The organism is Lacticaseibacillus zeae subsp. silagei (genome assembly GCF_030770335.1).
GTDB lineage: Bacteria > Bacillota > Bacilli > Lactobacillales > Lactobacillaceae > Lacticaseibacillus > Lacticaseibacillus zeae.
In genome coordinates this window covers 1,893,951-1,911,782 of sequence record NZ_CP132484.1, presented here as the reverse complement: position 1 = coordinate 1,911,782, position 17,832 = coordinate 1,893,951, and the positions used below count along the sequence as shown (strand labels likewise).

Annotated in this window: 19 protein-coding genes and 1 other annotated feature; of the genes, 18 read left to right on the top strand and 1 reads right to left on the bottom strand. The window is 48.5% G+C overall.

Annotated elements, in window-relative coordinates:
• The first annotated feature begins 90 nt into the window (after positions 1–90).
• The 9 genes from LACZS1_RS09025 (at position 91) to cls (ending at position 8,537) form a co-directional block, all read left to right on the top strand.
• Entirely contained in the window at positions 91–1,092 is a 1,002-nt protein-coding gene (locus LACZS1_RS09025; RefSeq protein WP_005684795.1) for a rod shape-determining protein, read from the top strand.
• Positions 1,093–1,179: 87 nt separating this feature from the next.
• Positions 1,180–2,040 carry a rod shape-determining protein MreC gene (gene mreC / locus LACZS1_RS09020; protein WP_010488695.1) on the top strand — a complete coding sequence of 287 codons (861 nt, stop codon included), beginning with the start codon at positions 1,180–1,182 and terminating at the stop codon, positions 2,038–2,040.
• A 3-nt stretch (positions 2,041–2,043) separates the two neighbouring features.
• Positions 2,044–2,574: a rod shape-determining protein MreD gene (mreD, locus tag LACZS1_RS09015; RefSeq protein WP_010488694.1), complete on the top strand. Its 531-nt coding sequence runs from the start codon at positions 2,044–2,046 to the stop codon at positions 2,572–2,574.
• Positions 2,575–2,588: 14 nt separating this feature from the next.
• A complete protein-coding gene (locus LACZS1_RS09010; protein WP_010488691.1) occupies positions 2,589–3,245 on the top strand; it encodes a septum site-determining protein MinC in 657 nt (218 codons plus the stop codon).
• A complete protein-coding gene (gene minD, locus LACZS1_RS09005; RefSeq protein WP_010488690.1) occupies positions 3,246–4,043 on the top strand; it encodes a septum site-determining protein MinD in 798 nt (265 codons plus the stop codon).
• A gap of 123 nt (positions 4,044–4,166) precedes the next feature.
• Positions 4,167–4,393: a binding site (T-box leader), on the top strand.
• A 272-nt stretch (positions 4,394–4,665) separates the two neighbouring features.
• Entirely contained in the window at positions 4,666–5,322 is a 657-nt protein-coding gene (locus tag LACZS1_RS09000) for an amino acid ABC transporter permease (protein WP_010488686.1), read from the top strand.
• A gap of 12 nt (positions 5,323–5,334) precedes the next feature.
• Entirely contained in the window at positions 5,335–5,973 is a 639-nt protein-coding gene (locus tag LACZS1_RS08995) for an amino acid ABC transporter ATP-binding protein (protein ID WP_070651777.1), read from the top strand.
• Entirely contained in the window at positions 5,970–6,782 is an 813-nt protein-coding gene (locus tag LACZS1_RS08990; RefSeq protein WP_070651779.1) for an amino acid ABC transporter substrate-binding protein, read from the top strand. The genes LACZS1_RS08995 and LACZS1_RS08990 overlap by 4 nt, the downstream gene beginning before the upstream one ends.
• A 321-nt stretch (positions 6,783–7,103) precedes the next feature.
• Entirely contained in the window at positions 7,104–8,537 is a 1,434-nt protein-coding gene (cls, locus tag LACZS1_RS08985; protein WP_070651780.1) for a cardiolipin synthase, read from the top strand.
• 100 nt (positions 8,538–8,637) lie between these two features.
• Here cls and LACZS1_RS08980 read toward each other — a convergent pair whose 3' ends face one another.
• Positions 8,638–8,757, bottom strand: a complete 120-nt coding sequence (locus LACZS1_RS08980; RefSeq protein WP_003565145.1) for a DUF4044 domain-containing protein — start codon at positions 8,755–8,757, stop codon at positions 8,638–8,640.
• A 289-nt stretch (positions 8,758–9,046) separates the two neighbouring features.
• On the opposite strand from LACZS1_RS08980, the gene LACZS1_RS08975 reads away from it, so the two are divergent.
• The 9 genes from LACZS1_RS08975 to LACZS1_RS08935 all read left to right on the top strand — a co-directional run bounded on the left by LACZS1_RS08975 (position 9,047) and on the right by LACZS1_RS08935 (position 17,792).
• On the top strand, positions 9,047–9,379 hold the full coding sequence (locus tag LACZS1_RS08975) for a hypothetical protein (RefSeq protein WP_025013188.1): 333 nt from the start codon (positions 9,047–9,049) through the stop codon (positions 9,377–9,379).
• Positions 9,380–9,554: 175 nt separating this feature from the next.
• Positions 9,555–9,986, top strand: a complete 432-nt coding sequence (gene mraZ / locus LACZS1_RS08970; protein WP_010488673.1) for a division/cell wall cluster transcriptional repressor MraZ — start codon at positions 9,555–9,557, stop codon at positions 9,984–9,986.
• A gap of 2 nt (positions 9,987–9,988) precedes the next feature.
• Positions 9,989–10,930, top strand: a complete 942-nt coding sequence (gene rsmH / locus LACZS1_RS08965) for a 16S rRNA (cytosine(1402)-N(4))-methyltransferase RsmH (RefSeq protein WP_070651781.1) — start codon at positions 9,989–9,991, stop codon at positions 10,928–10,930.
• Between the two features lie 12 nt (positions 10,931–10,942).
• Positions 10,943–11,308: a cell division protein FtsL gene (gene ftsL, locus LACZS1_RS08960; RefSeq protein ID WP_010488669.1), complete on the top strand. Its 366-nt coding sequence runs from the start codon at positions 10,943–10,945 to the stop codon at positions 11,306–11,308.
• Positions 11,305–13,452, top strand: a complete 2,148-nt coding sequence (locus tag LACZS1_RS08955) for a penicillin-binding protein (protein WP_070651783.1) — start codon at positions 11,305–11,307, stop codon at positions 13,450–13,452. Before ftsL ends, LACZS1_RS08955 begins: the two co-directional genes overlap by 4 nt.
• A gap of 14 nt (positions 13,453–13,466) precedes the next feature.
• Entirely contained in the window at positions 13,467–14,432 is a 966-nt protein-coding gene (mraY, locus tag LACZS1_RS08950; RefSeq protein WP_070651785.1) for a phospho-N-acetylmuramoyl-pentapeptide-transferase, read from the top strand.
• A gap of 28 nt (positions 14,433–14,460) precedes the next feature.
• A complete protein-coding gene (gene murD / locus LACZS1_RS08945) occupies positions 14,461–15,840 on the top strand; it encodes a UDP-N-acetylmuramoyl-L-alanine--D-glutamate ligase (RefSeq protein ID WP_010488663.1) in 1,380 nt (459 codons plus the stop codon).
• Positions 15,841–16,932, top strand: a complete 1,092-nt coding sequence (gene murG, locus LACZS1_RS08940; RefSeq protein ID WP_010488661.1) for an undecaprenyldiphospho-muramoylpentapeptide beta-N-acetylglucosaminyltransferase — start codon at positions 15,841–15,843, stop codon at positions 16,930–16,932.
• Between the two features lie 5 nt (positions 16,933–16,937).
• The gene (locus LACZS1_RS08935; protein ID WP_093997844.1) at positions 16,938–17,792 is read left to right on the top strand and encodes a cell division protein FtsQ/DivIB; all 855 of its coding nucleotides are present in this window, start codon (positions 16,938–16,940) and stop codon (positions 17,790–17,792) included.
• The last annotated feature ends 40 nt before the right edge of the window (positions 17,793–17,832 follow it).

Sequence of the window (17,832 nt, the reverse complement as noted above, 5' to 3'; positions counted from 1 at the left end):
AATCAGGCGGTTTCACATTTTGTCACAGAAATAAATATGCTATAATGCATGGAGTTAATACGAAATGAGTCAGCATAAGGAGAGAACGTCTTGTTTGGATTTGGATCAAAGAATATCGGGATCGATCTTGGCACCGCAAATACCTTAGTTTACGTCGACGGCAAGGGCATTGTCTTAAATGAGCCTTCCGTGGTCGCGAAGAATACCCAGACGGAAGAAGTCATTGCCGTTGGTGAAGAAGCCCGCGACATGATCGGTCGTACCCCGACCAATATCGTGGCGATCCGACCAATGAAAGATGGGGTCATCGCTGACTACGACACAACTGCGGCCATGTTGAAATACTTCATGCAAAAAGCATTGGGTAATGGCAGCCATCCGCAGGTAATGATTTGCGTGCCAAGTGGGGTTACCGAAGTTGAAAAACGTGCCGTCATTGATGCGGCTAAAGTAGCTGGCGCACGGGATGCGTTTGTGATTGAAGAACCATACGCCGCGGCGATCGGTGCGGGCTTGCCGGTTATGGACCCGACAGGCAGTATGGTTGTTGATATCGGTGGCGGCACAACCGATGTTGCCACGATTTCATTAGGTGGCATCGTTTCGAGTCGCTCCATTCGGGTGGCCGGCGATAAGTTTGACGAAGCCATTATCAATCATCTGCGCCAGAATTTTAATTTATTAATCGGCGAACGAACCGCTGAAGCGATGAAAATTCAAATCGGTTCGGCATCGGTTGAAAAAGCTGCTGACATTGACGGGATGACCGTACGCGGCCGTGACTTATTAAGTGGCCTGCCTAAGACGATCGATATTTCGGCAACGGATATTGCGTCTGCGATTCATGAAAACGTGCTTGATATCATTACCGCCATTAAGGAAACGCTGGAAGAAACATCTCCGGAAATTGCGGCTGATGTGATTGATCACGGTATCGTGCTGACTGGTGGCGGGGCGCTCTTGAAGCATCTGCCGGATGTCATTTCCGATGAAACCAAGGTACCGGTTTTCATCGCGCAGGACCCGTTAGATTGCGTTGCGATCGGAACTGGCGAATCGTTGAAGAATATTGACGTTTTAAAGAAACGTTAACAGCCCATAAATGAAGATGGTTTGCGTGTGGCAAGAGGCTGGGATGAAGGATCCTGGCCTCTTTTCGCGAGTGTGACGGAGGAACCAATGCAGAAATTCTTTTCCAATAAAAAATTGATCGCCCTCATGATCGCTTTGCTGGTCAGTATTGGTCTGGTCGCTGGGTCGATTTATGCGAGCAATAATCGCAACACCCCGCCGTTTATTCAGCGGATTGCCAATGATGTTGTTGGCATCGGTGGCCGCCTGGTTGCCTTACCGGGGGATTTTGCCCGCAACGGGTTGGATGACGTGCATAGCCTGATGGATACGTTCCAGGAGAATCAGCACCTGAAACAACAACTAGATAGTTTGGCCCAGACCAAAGTTCAGGTTCAAACCCTCAAACGCGAAAACAAACAGCTGAAACAACAGTTGAAATTGAATGGTACTTTGACTGATTACTCGCAGATCAGCGCCGCCGTTATTTTGCGAACGCCGAGTGATTGGCGGAACATGGTGGTGATTAACCAAGGCAGCGCAGCAGGGGTTAAAAAAGGCATGCCGGTGATGGCCGGATCCGGATTGGTTGGCCGGATCGTTGAAGTCAACCGAACCAGTTCAAAAGTCGAAATGCTATCGACTGCCAATAAATCCAGTGATCGCGTCGCTGCCGCCGTTGAAACAAGTGAGGATAAAGAAGTTAACGGGATCATCACCGGCTATGACGAAAAGTCGGGTGACTTGGTTCTTGGTGAACTGAACAGTGAGCATGCGATTAAAAAAGGCGATAAAGTCGTGACCAGCGGCTTGGGCGGCATGACCCCTAAAGGCTTGCTTATCGGCGAAGTCACTAGTGTTAAAAAAGATGACTATGGGCTTGCCAATACCGTTTATTTGTCACCGGCTGCGAATCTGAATGATGTAACGGTTGTGACGGTCATTTCGCGGACAATCAAGGGTGACTGATATATGTTGAACGAAAAACACTTTACAGGGCATTGGTGGATTATTTCAATCCTGCTTTTGCTGTTATTAATTGATGGCAGTCTGGCATCAGTGTTAGCTCAGTGGATTATGCAGCCGAGTTTCATGGGCACCCCGCAGCTGACCTTATTAGGGTTGGTCATGGTGACCTTGCTGGTGCCGGAAGAGAAGTACACGACCTGGATTGCCGCTTTGATCGGATTGATTTTCGACAGCTTTTACACCGGCATATTAGGCGTCAATGCTTTATTGTTCGCGCTAGTGATTTATATCGTTCGCCAGATTCGACCATACATTCCGCACACCGCGGTTTTTGTCGGAATGGTGTATATCATCGCGTTGCTGCTGTATGGTGTCGCCAATTATTTTGTGAATCATTTTATTGGCTATGGTAGTTCCAGTGTGGTGATGCTGATTGCCAATCATTTGGGGCCGGGGTTGACGGTCAATCTGATTCTCTTTGTCATTGTGTATGGTCCATTGCATCGGGTATTGATTAACTTAGCGGAAGAATAGTTTGGGGTGATGATGTGGACAGTGTGGTCTTAAAAGGTCGAAACGACAGTCTGGCACTGCAGCTTCAGGATACGGCGGATTTTATGCAGATCATCAGGACGCTGAAAACGTTACTGGGGAAGCTGTATGAAGAAACGCCGACTGGTGAAGTCAGTTATCGCTTGGAAACCGGTAATCGTTTGTTGACTGAAGAGCAGCTTGCCCAAATTCAATCGGTTTTCGCTGATTATCCGCGTTTTTCAATCAATGGCATTACCAGTGCGGTCGTTGATAAAGATGTGGTGGCCGATATGGTGACGGCCAAAATGACGCATCGTATTGGTGGCGTGGTTCGGTCTGGCCAAACGATTGACATCATGGGTGACGTCCTGTTCTTGGGCGATCTGCATTCCGGTGCGACTCTATGTGCTTCCGGGAATGTTTTTGTGATGGGTAAGGTCAGTGGCGTGGTGCAGGCTGGCAGCCAAGGGGATACGCGCGCCGTTGTGGTTGGCGATCTTGAAGGGGCCAGTCAGGTGCGGATTGCCGATGTGATCGAGATTGTCGCTGATCACTATGATCCCCTCAAGCCGGTTGCTTATTTAAGTGAGTTACATACAATGACACACGCCAAAATGGCTGAACTGGCGAATCTTCGGCCGCGATTATTCAAGCAAATGGAGGCAATGTAGATGGGTACAGCGTTAGTGGTTACTTCCGGTAAAGGTGGCGTCGGCAAAACGACCACCTCGGCTAACATCGGCACCGCATTGGCTTTGCAAGGCAAGCGGGTGGTTTTATTGGACCTTGATATTGGCCTGCGTAATTTGGATGTGGTCATGGGGCTCTCTAATCGGATTATTTATGACATTGTCGATGTCGCTACCGGCCGGGCTAAATTGCATCAAGCCTTGATCAAAGACAAACGCTTTGATGATCTTTTATACTTATTGCCAGCGGCGCAGAATGCTGAAAAAGATGCCATAGAGCCAGAGCAGGTTGTCGAAATTGTTGAACAGTTGCGGCCTGATTTTGACTATATCATTCTTGATTCGCCTGCTGGGATTGAGCAAGGCTTTCGCAATGCGACTGGGGCTGCCGATGGGGCGATTGTGGTGACCACACCGGAAATTTCGGCAGTCAGTGATGCCGATCGGGTGGTTGGTTTGCTTGAACAGCGGGATATGCCACTAAAACCGCGACTGATCATCAACCGCATTCGGCAAAATATGCTGGCAGATGGCCGCTCGATGGACATTGACGAAATCACCAGTCATTTGGGGCTCGATTTGTTGGGGATTATCGTTGATGACGACGGTGTGATTGAGAGCTCCAACAAAGGTGAAGCGATTGTCATGGATCCCGATGATTTGGCCAGCAAAGGTTATCGCAATATTGCCCGGCGACTTTTGGGTGACAGTGTTCCACTAATGGATATTCGCCTTAAAAAGCAGGGCTTTTGGTCAAAACTTTTCCACCGACATAACTAACTAAACCAGGCGGAGCGATGTGCTGACACCAAGAGTTGGCCATCACGTTTCCGGCGAAAAGCTGCACAAATCTTTAGGAATAGTTGACTTTCGCTGATTTTCGGTGTAATTTAGTGACAATTCATTAAAGCGTTGAGTGGAATCGATCAGCGGTCATGATTTTAAGCGAGTCCGGGTTGATGGGAACCGGATAGTCATCCGTTGATCACACATCCATGAGTGGACGATTGAACTTTAGTAGGTCGTCTCGGTTGGGCTCGTTATCGCCGTGGTTGAAACAACTACATGAGACTGATTGTGTGAGCAATTGGTAAATCTGAGGTGGAACCGCGGTTTAAGCCGTCCTCTTACAGCAACTTGCTGTAAGAGGATTTTTTTATGACTGCGATTTCGAATGAGGCTTATGAAGTTGATTTCAACCACATGAGGTCGGCTGTGTGAACAGTCGGCAAACTGAGGTGGTACCGCGCAAAAAAGCGTCCTCTTGCAAGCAGAGCAAGAGGGCGCTTTTTTGCATTATTAGTCGGTCACCGGGTGCGCCCCGCCAACCACAAAACGCGTTTAATAAAATGAACAGAAACCATGGCAGTAAAGTTGCCACGGATTTGAAGGAGGAAGCACCATGACTTATATTTTTCAGATTTTACCGGCCTTATTATCTGGTGTGAAAATGACTTTGGGGATTTTTGCCATCACGTTGGTAGGCGCCATTCCACTTGGCTTGATTTTATCAGTGGGACTCATTCCCAAGCCTAAATCGATTCTGGGCAAGGCAGGGAAAGGTCTTTTGGAAGGCTATGTTTGGGTCTTTCGGGGCACGCCATTATTGTTGCAATTAATGTTTATCTTTTATGGCTTACCGATTATCGGGATTGTTTTTGATCGGTTCTCGGCGGCCTTAGTTGCCTTTATTCTGAATTACGCTGCCTACTTTGCGGAAATTTTTCGTGGCGGTTTTGGTGCCGTTGATGAAGGGCAATTTGAAGCCAGTACCGTTTTGAACATGACGCGCTGGCAGGCATTGCGGTATGTCGTTATCCCGCAAGTCGTCAAAATCGTGCTGCCGTCCATCGGTAATGAAGTCATTAACCTCGTGAAGGATTCCAGTTTGGTTTATGTCATCGGCTTAGGCGATCTGTTGCGGGCCGGGAACATTGCCAGTGCCCGCGATGTCACCTTGTTGCCGCTTGTGCTGGTCGGGGTCATTTACCTGTTGCTGACGCTGATCCTGACGTTCCTGCAAAAACGGATCGAAGCAGCATTTTCATACTATCGCTAGGAGGTGGCGAACATGTTAGAACTGAAAAATATCAACAAATCTTTTAACGGCCGACCGGTCTTGAAAAATGTCACAGTGACGATTGAAGACGGCAAGACTCTAGCGATTGTGGGCCCAAGTGGTGCCGGGAAAACCACCTTGCTGCGGATTATCAGCGGACTGGAACAGGCTGATTCAGGTACCATGATCTGGAATGGCGAGCCGACAACCGCGCAGGCCATGCGCAAACAGGGCATCATCGGGGTTGTGTTTCAGAACTTCGAACTTTTTCCGAATTTGTCCGTGATGCGGAATATCACGTTGGCGCCGACACTGCAGGGGATTGACCAACAGCAGGCAGACGCGACTGCCAAGAAATTATTGGATCAATTAGCGCTCACCGATCAAGCAAAGGCGTACCCGTATTCACTTTCCGGTGGGCAAAAGCAACGGGTCGCGATCGCGCGGGCATTGGCGTTGAATCCGCAAATTCTTTTGTATGATGAACCAACCAGCGCTCTGGATCCGTTGTTGCGGGAGAACGTGGCCGAAATGGTCAATCAGTTTAAGGCTTCCGGGATGACGCAGGTCGTGGTTACCCATGACATGGACTTTGCCAAAAGTGTTGCGGACACGACTTATCACGTTGGCAAAGGCGGTGATGGCCAATGAAACGGCGAATTTTATTAGCCGTCATGGTCGTTTTGGCCATGGCAGGTTTCATCATCAGCGGCTGTGCGCGGGAAACCGTCAACAATTCCTGGCCGCGGATTGAGCGCACGAAAAAAGTCGTGATCGGTTTAGATGACACGTTCGTACCGATGGGCTTTCGGCAAAAGAATGGTCAACTGGCCGGATATGACATTGATTTGGCAAAGGCAGTCTTTAAGCGCTATGGCATCAAAGCCGATTTTCAGACAATTGACTGGTCCATGAAAGAAACCGAACTGAAAAATCAAACCATTGACTTGATTTGGAACGGCTATTCTGTCACGCCGGAACGCAAAGAAAAAGTTGCTTTTTCCGATAATTACCTGATTAATCACCAGATCCTGGTGACCAAAACCAAGAGTCAAATCAATTCGTTGCAGGATATGAAAGGGAAAACCCTAGGCGTGCAGACGGGATCAAGCGGCGCGTTTGACTTAGATGCCCAACCGAAAATCTTAAAGAACATGATTGCTAACAAAACCCCGATTCTTTACGATACGTTCAATGATGCCTTTATTGACTTAGATGCAGGGCGAATTCAAGGCATTTTGATGGATGAAGTTTATGCGCGTTATTACATTGCCCACAAAGCGGACCCGTCAAGCTATCACATTGTTAGTGATCCGTTTCCGCCAGAAGATTTTGCTGTGGGGATGCGTAAATCCGACCACGTTTTGCGCGGTAAAATTAACGCCGGCTTGAAGGCACTGAAAGCCGATGGCACCATCGCAAAACTGCAAAAGAAGTGGTTCGGCAAGGTTGAAGATTGATTGGCGAGCGTGGTCAAATGAGCTTTGTTTAGTCATGTGTCATCGTTGATCAATCATTTATAAACGCTGAGAGAAATGCTGTGTCAGATACTGATTCATCTGATCGTAGCATTTCCCCCGGCGTTTTTATTGTCAGAAGATGTGGGTAGGCACCAATCTTTAGAAAGAAAACGGAGTGAGAATGAGCCGTCCTTACGTCAGCACCACTGGACTTTTACGCTGCCTTGTCGGTAAAGTAGAGTATAATCATTGCCATGCGATTGGCTGACAAAAAGTCTGATATGGCATCTTTTAGCGTGAATTTGGCGAGGAGGCAAGTTTATGTGGCTTGGGCTGATTTTTGGCGGGCTTTATCTTGTGAATGCATTGATTGCGATTGTGACGGTTTTTCGCTCGCATCGTGACATCTCCGCGGTATGGGCGTGGTTGTTGGTATTGATGCTGCTGCCGTTTGTGGGTTTTATCATTTATTTTGTGTTTGGTCGTAAGCTGCGGGCTAATCGCATGCAAGACTTGATGACGCAACGACTTTTAGGCATCAATGACTTGGTCGTTCAGCAGCAAGAAGCATTGGCAGCCGGTCAGCCGTTAATTGGCACCCCTGGTAGCGGCGGCGTTTCCGAGTTGGTTCGCACGTTACTGCGGGCCGATGATGCTTTGGTGACCACCCATAACGAGGTTCAGGTTTTGGCGTTGCGCGAAGCTTTTTTCAAGCAACTGTTTGAAGACATCGGATTGGCGACTGAGCATATTCATATTGAAGCTTACACGATTCAGCCGGATGCTGTGGGCCGCCAGTTACGGGATCTGTTAATTGAAAAGGCCCATGCCGGCATTACCGTGCGCGTTTTGTACGATACTTTTGGCTCTCACGGCTTGCCGATCAGTTTTTGGAAAGGCTTGACCGATGCCGGTGGCCAGGTTGAGCGGTTTGTGGCGACGAAACTTGGGCGGTGGAATCCGCGAATTAACTTTCGGAATCACCGTAAGCTGATTGTCATCGATGGGCATCTGGCATACTTGGGGGGCTTTAATTTAGGAAAAGAGCATCATGGCTTGCCCACGTTACGCGATACCCAGCTGCGGATTCAGGGTAAGGCAGTTGCCGTGATTCAAGCGCGTTTTCTGATGGACTGGAATGGTACCAGCCGAAAGCAACAGGTTAAAAATGTTGACGTTCTTTTCCGTGAGCCGGTTGTCACTGGTAATACGACGATGCAGGTGGTTGCCGGGGGACCGGAGCAGCAGGTTGAAGCGATTAAACTAGGTTATCTGGGTCTCATCAATCAGGCTAAGCGCAGTATCTGGATCGAGTCGCCGTATTTTGTGCCGGATGACAGCTTGCTGGATGCGTTGACGATTGCGGCCAATGCTGGTGTCGATGTCCGCATTATGATTCCGAAGAAAACCAATCAGGAATTGATGGCCAAAGCTTCGCAGTTTTACCTGAACCAAGTCGTGGCTAATGGTGGTCAGGCGTTCTTGTATGAGGAAGGTTTCCTGCATGCCAAAACGATTGTAGTCGATGGTAAATACGTTTCTACCGGAACCGCCAACTTTGACATTCGTTCCTTTAAACTAAACTTTGAAATTGCCGCGTTTATTTATGATCATCGGATCGGCAAAACATTCCAGAAACTTTTCCTTGCCGACATGGAGCGTGCGATGCCGTATACGCAAAAAGTCATTGACGCCAAAAAGCGGCCTGCCCGACTAGGAGAGGAACTCTCGCGGTTGTTGGCACCGATTCTGTGACGCAACCGCTGTGAGCGCAAGAAAAAAAGGCCTAACGACAGACGAGTTGTCGCTGGGTCTTTTTTGCAAGTTATTCCACTAAGGATCCAAGGTGATCGGTTTAGATAAGTTGTAAACTAGCGAGGGCACCAAGAACGACGCCGAGCACAGTAATGATAATCATCACCCAAGCGCTGATGATTGTCATTTTTTGAAATTTAGACTTTTTCTTTTTCTGCACCGAAAACACCACCTTTGTTATTCTGCTGGCTCTCATTGTACTGGTTTTTGCAAGGATCGGCAACTGAGATGCTGGATGGATTTTGAAAAAATTGCCATTTTTAACGGTTCGCAAAGTTCTACTTTTTGATGAATGACAGCAGCGTTGAAATGGTTCGGCATGAGTTGGCACTGCAATGGTCCATCTTTCAACCAAATCAAGCTTGACGCTTATCCTTGCTTTGGGTAGGGTTAATTAGAATAGTATCAACAGACAGCGCTTCAGGCGGCTGCCTCCAGGAGGACTCATCATGGTGTTGCTTGCGTTGGGATTGCCGATTTTAGTGTGGTGCATGGTTGTCGCGGCAGTCGTGTACTTTGATTTTCATGGCGGTTCTTGGTTCTTCTTATTGACAGTGGTTAATTTTTGGGCGATTTTTCAGCTGACTTTTACGAAAACCCCGAATTTTATTTGGGTGATTTTGTTTACGGCTATGGTGATCGCTTTGATCCTGGTTATCTGGCAGGTCGTTCGTGAATATGATCTCATTATCCACCGTTATTGGCGCATGTTGACCCGAATCCTCTCATTGGCCACCACTTGTTGGTGGTTCGGCGGTATATTGATCTATTTTTTGGGATAAGCCCCCACTTTCTACCCACGTTTTAAAAAAGTCCGTGATCCTTGTGATCACGGACTTTTTTGCGTCTTAAAAGTTTTTTAAAACATAAAATAACTAAATTTTGTTTCAATTGTGGTTAGATGTGGAGAAGAGTGGGGCGTTGTGGTAGACTGAAAATCGTAGGGAGGTGCCAGCTATGCTCATGGGTGAATTTGAACGCAGTATCGACGCTAAAGGGCGCCTGATTATTCCAGCCAAATTCCGTGAGCAACTGGGGGCATCGTTTGTGTTAACCCGCGGCATGGATGGCTGTCTTTTTGGTTATCCAATTGCCGAATGGGACAAGCTGCAGGCCAAACTGGCAACGTTACCGTTAGCCAAAAAAGATGCCCGTACCTTCACCCGCTTTCTTTTTTCGGCCGCAACTGAGTGTGAAATTGACAAGCAGGGGCGGATTAACATTCCTAAGTCGCTGTTTAAGCATGCAGCATTGAAAAAGGAATGCGTGCTTGTCGGCGTCAATACTCGCATTGAAGTATGGGATGCCGAGCGCTGGCAGGAATTTGCTGACACGGCTGAAGAAAACTTTGATGATATTTCGGAGAACTTAACGGACTTTGGGTTGTAGTGATGACAGAATTCAAACATGAAACGGTTCTATTAAAAGAAGCAACGGCAGCTTTAGCCGTGAAACCTGATGGTACCTATGTTGATGCCACGCTGGGTCGCGGTGGCCATACCCGGCAGATTTTAAAGCAACTGACAACAGGGCGCTTGATCGCGTTTGATCAGGACGAAGCCGCTATTGCTGCAGTGACCGCTAGCTTTGGCGATTTACCGCCGCAACTGACGCTGGTTCACCGTAACTTTCGGGAACTAACGGCAGCACTGGCTGATTTGGACATTTCCGATGTCGACGGTATTTTGTATGATCTGGGCGTTTCATCACCGCAATTTGACGATTCCAAGCGCGGCTTTTCCTACCGCTTCGATGCACCGCTGGACATGCGCATGGATCAACGTCAAACACTCGATGCCAAGACTATTGTGAATGAATGGCCCTACGCGGAGTTGGTTCGTATCTTTTCGCGTTATGGGGAGGAGCACTTTTCCAAACAGATTGCGCGGCGGATTGAGCAAGCCCGAGCTGAAAGTCCGATTACCACGACCTTTCAGCTTGTGGATTTGATTAAGGCGGGGATTCCTGCCAAGGCTCGGCGAACCGGTGGGCACCCCGCCAAAAAGGTGTTTCAGGCGATTCGCATTGCGGTCAATGACGAATTGTCAGCACTGGAATCATCGTTGGAGCAGGCATTGAAGTTACTCAATGTTAATGGACGCATCAGCGTGATCACTTTTCAATCGTTAGAAGATCGGTTGGTTAAGACCATGTTTAAGGAAGTTTCGTCAGTTCAAGACGTTCCCCGCGGTTTGCCGGTTGTTCCGGCATCTGCCCAACCGCACTATCGCTTGGTCACGCGTAAGCCGATTTTACCAAGCGCTGATGAGTTGGCCGAAAACCACCGTGCACATAGCGCTAAGCTCAGAGTTATCGAAAAAATTCGCAACTAGGGGGTACAATAAATGCTTGAGAGTACAGCAAGACCTTTGGTGCAACAACCGGCGCCTAAACCGGTACATAAACCAGCTAACGAACCCGCACCACATACACATATCGCTTTTAGCGGGTTTGAAAAAACATTGATGTTCGCTTGTGGTATTTTGGCGACGGTTGTTTGTGTGGTCTGTCTGTTCATGCAAAACCGCCTGAGTAATACCCAGCGCCAATATGAAGATCTACAAGCGCGCATTATGAAGCAGTCGCAGGCAACGGCGAATCTCAAGCAGGAAATTGGCGAGCTCTCTAATTCGGAACGACTCGATGCTTTTGCAAAAGCGCATGGGTTCAAAGTCATTAACGGCAATATAAAGCGTGTTGATAATCAATGAAACTTTTCAAATCAAAACGATCAACGAATGCACATCCAGCCCGGAATCGTAAATTATTTGGTATCGGACTGATCGGGTTTACGCTCCTGATTCTCGGTGGCTTCGTTCTTCGTTTTTCTTTTGTTGCCACGGTGGGCGAAGTGGACTCTAACAACCTTGCCAAGCAGCGGCAAAAACAATATCGTACCGACACGGTGCTGCAGGCGCAGCGCGGTGCCATTTTGGATCGCACCGGAAATGTCATTGCCGAGGACTCAAATACGTACACGATTTATGCCATTCTTGACAAACAAAATAAGAATGGCGATAAACCTGATTACGTTACAGACAAGGCAAAAACGGCCAAAGTGTTGAGCCGTTATTTGGCGATCAGTGAAGATAAGATTTTGGCGCGGCTGAATCCGACTAAAAAGCACGTCTTTCAAGTCGAATTCGGCACGCCGGGAACCAAATTGAGTTTGGCGATTAAAAAGCAAATTGACGCGGAAAAGCTGCCAGGTATTCATTTTCGGGAAACACCGTCGCGGCTTTATCCCAACGGCGTGTTTGCCAGCCACGTGATTGGCATTGCCCAGGCTCAGGACAAAGGCGGCGGATTAACCGGGGTCATGGGACTGGAAAAGCAGTTCAATACCGTTCTTGCGGGCGATAATGGTTATCGTCGCAGTGAAACCGATGCGTACGGGTACAAGTTGCCTAATGCCAAAACTAAATTAAAAACGCCGGTTAATGGCGGGACGGTTTATACCACGCTTGACAGTGGCCTCCAGTCATACTTAGAAACCCTGATGACCGATGTGCAGACGAAATATGAACCCAAGGCGTTGACGGCGGTTTTGATGAATGCCAAAACCGGCAAAATTTTGGCAGCCAGCCAGCGACCGACATTCGATGCTTCAACCGGTGAAGGGTTAGGCGACATGTGGCGGGATTCCTTGGTTGAGGACAATTACGAACCGGGGTCCGTTATGAAAATTGTCACCTTGGCATCGGCTATTCAGAGCGGCAAGTATCACCCAAATGAATATTACCAATCCGGTTCCGTGAAGCTTGACGGCGGAACAGTCAATGACTGGCGCACTGGCGGCTGGGGTTCGATTCCGCTGAGCAAAGCTTTTCCATTGTCGAGTAATGTCGGCATGGTGAAAATCGAACAGGAAATGGGTGCCGGCGTCTGGAAGAGTTATTTAGATAAATTTAAATTTGGCCAAAAAACCGGCATCACTTTGCCAGGCGAAACCAATGGGCGGATCAGTTTTGCCCAGCCGCTGGACCAGGCGATCACCTCGTTTGGACAAGGCATTGAAGTGAATGTCATGCAAATGATGCAGGCGATTAGTGCCGTTTCAAATGACGGTAAAATGCTGAAACCACAAATTGTGTCTAAAGTCGTGCACAAGAATGGCAAGGAAACAGTCTATAAACCTGAAGTTGTCGGCCAGCCCATTTCCAAAGAAACCGCCGCTCAAGTCATTGACGCTATGCGACACGTGGTTAACGATGAAGATGGCACCGGGGTTGCGTATAAAATGCCAGGCGTTGATTTAGCGGTTAAAACGGGTACCGGACAAATTGCCAGTCCGCAAGGCGGTTACCTCACTGGTGATTCTAACTACATCTTTAGTGTGGCCGGTATTGCTCCTGCTTCGGATCCAAAATATGTGCTTTATATAACTATGAAACAACCACAGAAAATGACGGAACCGGCTGAAACGATTTTGGCCAGCATTTTTAAACCGATGATGCAGCGGGCACTTGATACCACTGCCAATGGCACCGTGTCAAAAGATACCAATACGGCAGACGTTCCTGCGGTCACCAACGCTGCGTTAACAACGGCCCAGGATACCGTGAAAAAAGCCGGCTTTGATGTTGCTACGATAGGTACCGGCAATAAAGTTGTTCAGCAACTGCCGGCAAGTGGAACCAAGGCACTGCGCGATTCGCGTGTGCTGCTTTTGACCAATGGTGCCATGACCATGCCTGATCTTACTGGTTGGTCGAAATCCGATGTGTTAAAATTTGTACAATTGACCGGTAAGAAATTCAAACTTGTCGGTGACGGCTTTGTTGTTCGGCAAAGTATTGCCAAAGGGACTCTTTTAGGTGATGCCAGCGGAACAATCGAGTTCAAACAACAATAGAATTGGGGATAGTCATGCAACTTGCTCAGATGCTCATTCCGATGGTTTCGGCATTTGCCATTACAATTATGTTTATGCCGTTGTTTATCGGGTACATGCGTTACAAAAAAGAAGGCCAGGTGATTCGCGAAGAAGGGCCGAGTTGGCACGAAAAGAAATCAGGAACACCGACAATGGGCGGGCTGGTTTTCATTGCCGCGATGATTATTTCGGCTATTTGGGTTAGCATTTGGCAACATCAACTGACGCTGAGTGTCTGGATTTCCTTGTTTATTTTGGTTCTATACGGCTTGCTAGGTTTCTATGATGACTTCGAAAAATTGGTTCATCATCGCAATGAAGGATTGAAGGCTTGGCAAAAGCTGGCAGGGCAGATTCTCGGTGCCGTCATTTTTCTGATCGCTTATTTTCATGAAGGATTCGATCACACTTTATGGATACCGGTGATTGGCAATGTCAGTGCCACGTGGTTCTATGTTCTTTTTGTTATTTTCTGGCTGGTCGGTTTTAGCAATGCGGTTAATTTAACTGATGGCCTGGATGGTTTGGTTGCCGGGCAGACAACGATTTCGTTTGCTACCTATGCCATCATCGCTGCCCGCGAAGGCCGGACGGATGTGTTGATTATCTGCCTTGTCACGGTCGGCGCCATGCTTGGCTTTTTGATGTTCAATCATAAACCGGCGCAGATTTTCATGGGCGACCTAGGTTCCTTGGCGCTGGGCGGCATGCTGGCAGTCGTGGCCATTCTGCTTCATCGCGAGTGGTCGCTATTACTGATTGGGATCATTTATGTCATTGAAACTGCCAGTGTCATCTTGCAGGTGGCCTCGTTCAAGTTAACCGGCAAACGAATCTTCCTAATGTCGCCGATCCATCATCATTTTGAGATGAAGGGTTGGTCCGAGTGGCGGATTGATTTGACGTTCTGGCTGGTCGGGTTGATCGCTAGCGGCATTTATCTGGTATTTTTTCTTTAAAGTCATGCTATAAAAAGAAGGATCAATTGTGAAAAACATTTCGGATTATCGTAATAAAAAGGTGCTTGTGTTAGGTCTGGCAAAGAGCGGTGTCAACGCTGCTCGCTTACTACATAAATTAGGTGCCTTAGTGACGGTTAATGACAAGCAGAAATTCGATAACAATAAGGATGCGCAGGAATTGTTAGCAGACGGGATGCGCGTGATTACCGGCCGGCATCCGGTCGAATTGCTGGATGAACATTTTGAATTGATGGTCAAAAATCCCGGCATTCCATACAGTAATCCCATGGTAAAGCGGGCGCAGGAGCTTGGCTTGCCGATTATTACCGAGCCGGAGTTGGCTTATCAGGTATCCGAAGCCGAATGGATCGGAATCACAGGCACGAACGGCAAGACCACCACAACCACATTAATCGGCCTGATGTTGAACCAGCAGCGGCCCCACCATGCGTTTGATGCCGGCAATATCGGTATTCCCGTCAGTCAGGTCGCCCAAAAGGCAGGCAAAGACGATACGATTGTGGCGGAGTTGTCGAGTTTTCAGCTGTGTGGCATCAAAACCCTGCATCCCCACATCGCGGTTCTGACCAACATTTATGAAGCGCATTTGGATTGGCATGGCAGTCGCGCCAATTATGTTGCAGCCAAAATGCGGATCACGATGAACCAAACGCCGGATGACTATTTCATTATGAATTGGGATCTTCCAGAAATGCATAAGCTCGCCAAGCAAAGTAACGCCCAGATTGTGCCGTTTTCCCGTAAGCAGGCGGCTGGTGCCCGTGCTTCGCTGATTGATGGCTGGCTGACGTTTGATGGCGATAAAATCATGCAAGCCAGCGAGATGCAGATCCCGGGTCTGCACAACATCGAAAACGCGCTGGCAGCGATTGCCGCCGCTAAACTAAAAGGGGTCGAAGATGACGCGATTCGCGAAGTGCTGCGAACCTTTTCCGGGGTCAAACACCGAATTCAGTATTTGGAAACGCTGGAAGGACGCCGGATTTATAACGACTCCAAGGCAACCAATGTTGAAGCTGCGACCGTTGCGCTTAACGCGTTTCATCAGCCGATCGTTTGGTTGGCAGGTGGCTTAGATCGCGGACTGCCAATGGATGCCTTAACCCCGTTGGTCAAGGAACATGTCAAAAGCATGGTGGTTTTTGGGCAGACGGCGCCACTGATGGCCAAAATTGCCAAGGATGCCGGGGTACCGGTTCAAAAAACCGACAATGTCATGACTGCGGTGCCGTTAGCTTATGAAGCCAGTCGGCCGGGCGATGTCATTTTGCTATCGCCGGCAGCGGCCAGTTGGGATCAGTATCCAAATTTTGAAGTCCGTGGCGATGATTTCATCAAGGCGGTTCATCAGTTGCAACAAACCGTCGAAAGCGAGGGCAATTAAATGCGGCTGGTTATTTCCGGTGGCGGTACTGGCGGCCATATTTATCCGGCCTTGGCGTTAATCGAGGCGTTGAAGGCGGAAGGTAAACTCGATGATGTCCTTTATGTCGGCACCGAGCATGGCTTGGAAAGTCGGATTGTACCCGCAACCGGCCTGAAATTTGCAACGCTCGACCTGCAAGGCTTCAAGCGCAGTCTTTCCTTGAGCAATCTGACAACAGTCAAAAAGTTTATCGGCAGTTTAGGTCAGGCAAAAAAGTTGCTGCGCGATTTCAAGCCAGATATTGTAGTCGGTACCGGTGGTTATGTCTCCGGCGCGATTTTATTCGCTGCCGCGCAAATGCATATTCCAACCGTGATTCATGAATCGAACTCGGTTGCCGGTGTGACAAACAAGTTTCTCAGCCATTTTGTCGATCGCGTCGCCATTGTTTTTCCTGAAGTGGCTTCAGCGTTTCCGGCAAAAAAAGTGGTGGTAACCGGCAATCCCCGAGCGCAGCAGGTTGCCGGGTTAAAACCGAATGACCGTCTAAAGGATTTCGGACTTGATCCTCACAAGCGTACTTTATTGGTTTTCGGCGGTTCACGCGGAGCACCCAAGATCAATGAGGCGGTTTTAGCAGCATTGCCGATTTGGGGCAAAGCGGATTTCCAAGTGCTATTTGCAACTGGACGCAGCCACTATGGTACGATCAAAAAATCTCTGCCACCGTTGCCGTCTTCGATCAAGGTGGTGCCATATATTGATGATATGCCGTCAATCTTACCGGATATCGGTTTGTTGATTAGCCGGGCCGGGGCGACGACGCTTGCTGAGATCACGGCATTGGGCATTCCGGCCATCCTGATTCCGAGTCCTAACGTAACCCACCACCATCAATATTTAAATGCACAGAGTTTAACCAAACAAGGTGCGGCGCTGACGATTACCGAACCTGAATTAGGTCAAGATTTTCCCCAGCGGGTCGTGACCCTCATGGAAGATGATGCCAAACGTGCCGCCATGGCGCAGGCATCAAAGAAACTAGGTGTACCGGATGCCAGTGATCAGCTGATCGCTGTGATGACAACACTCCTTTCGAAACGTAGGTGATGACTTTGGCTTGGCTCCGAAAAAAAGAACAGCAATCTGATCCGCTGACACCCTGGCAGCAGTATCAAGCGCGTCAGCAACAGAAGCCGCGACATGATCGGCGCCGAAAGCCGAAGCTGGATGTTGAGCTGCCGAAGATTCAAAATTTGCGGCGGCGTAAACTGATCAAGAACCTTGCGTTGATCCTGCTCCCCCTGCTATTTTTGCTGGGGGTTTTTGGCTATTTTGCCAGTCCGCTATCTAAAGTCGGATTGGTAAGCGTCCAAGGGGTCACAACGGTTCCTGATCAGCAGGTCATCAATGCAACTAAACTGTCGGATAATGATTTAATGCTCAGTGTGCTGGTGCATAAAAATGACATTGCGCAACGGGTGCAAAAATCTTTACCGGAAATTAAAGAAGCCAGTCTGACCATAAAAGGGTTCAACCGAATTATCATTCGCACCAGGGAATATCAGACCATTGGTTATGTATATCGGAATCATGCTTACCATAAGGTTCTGGTTACCGGCAAAGTGCTCAAGGCCGGCACACAGACGCCTGTCGACACTTATCCCGTGTTTTCCGGGTTTACCGCCAAGGAATTACCCAAAATGATTGAGCTGCTGAATCAGTTCCCGGACGCGATTCGTCACGATATCTCGGAAATCGACGCAAGCCGCGGCGACGCCAACCCCAACCAGATTGCCTTGAATATGAGCGATGGCTATCGGATCATAGCCGATTCGCGTACCATTGCCAAAAAAATCAAGTACTATCCGGCAATTGTTTCACAGGTCAAGAAAAAAGGCGTCGTTGATTTAGAAGTCGGGGCTTTCTGGCGACCATATTCAAGTGGTGAAAAGTCGTCAAATGACTGATTTTGTAAGGTTTGTTTTCTCATCAGAAAATGAGTGTGTT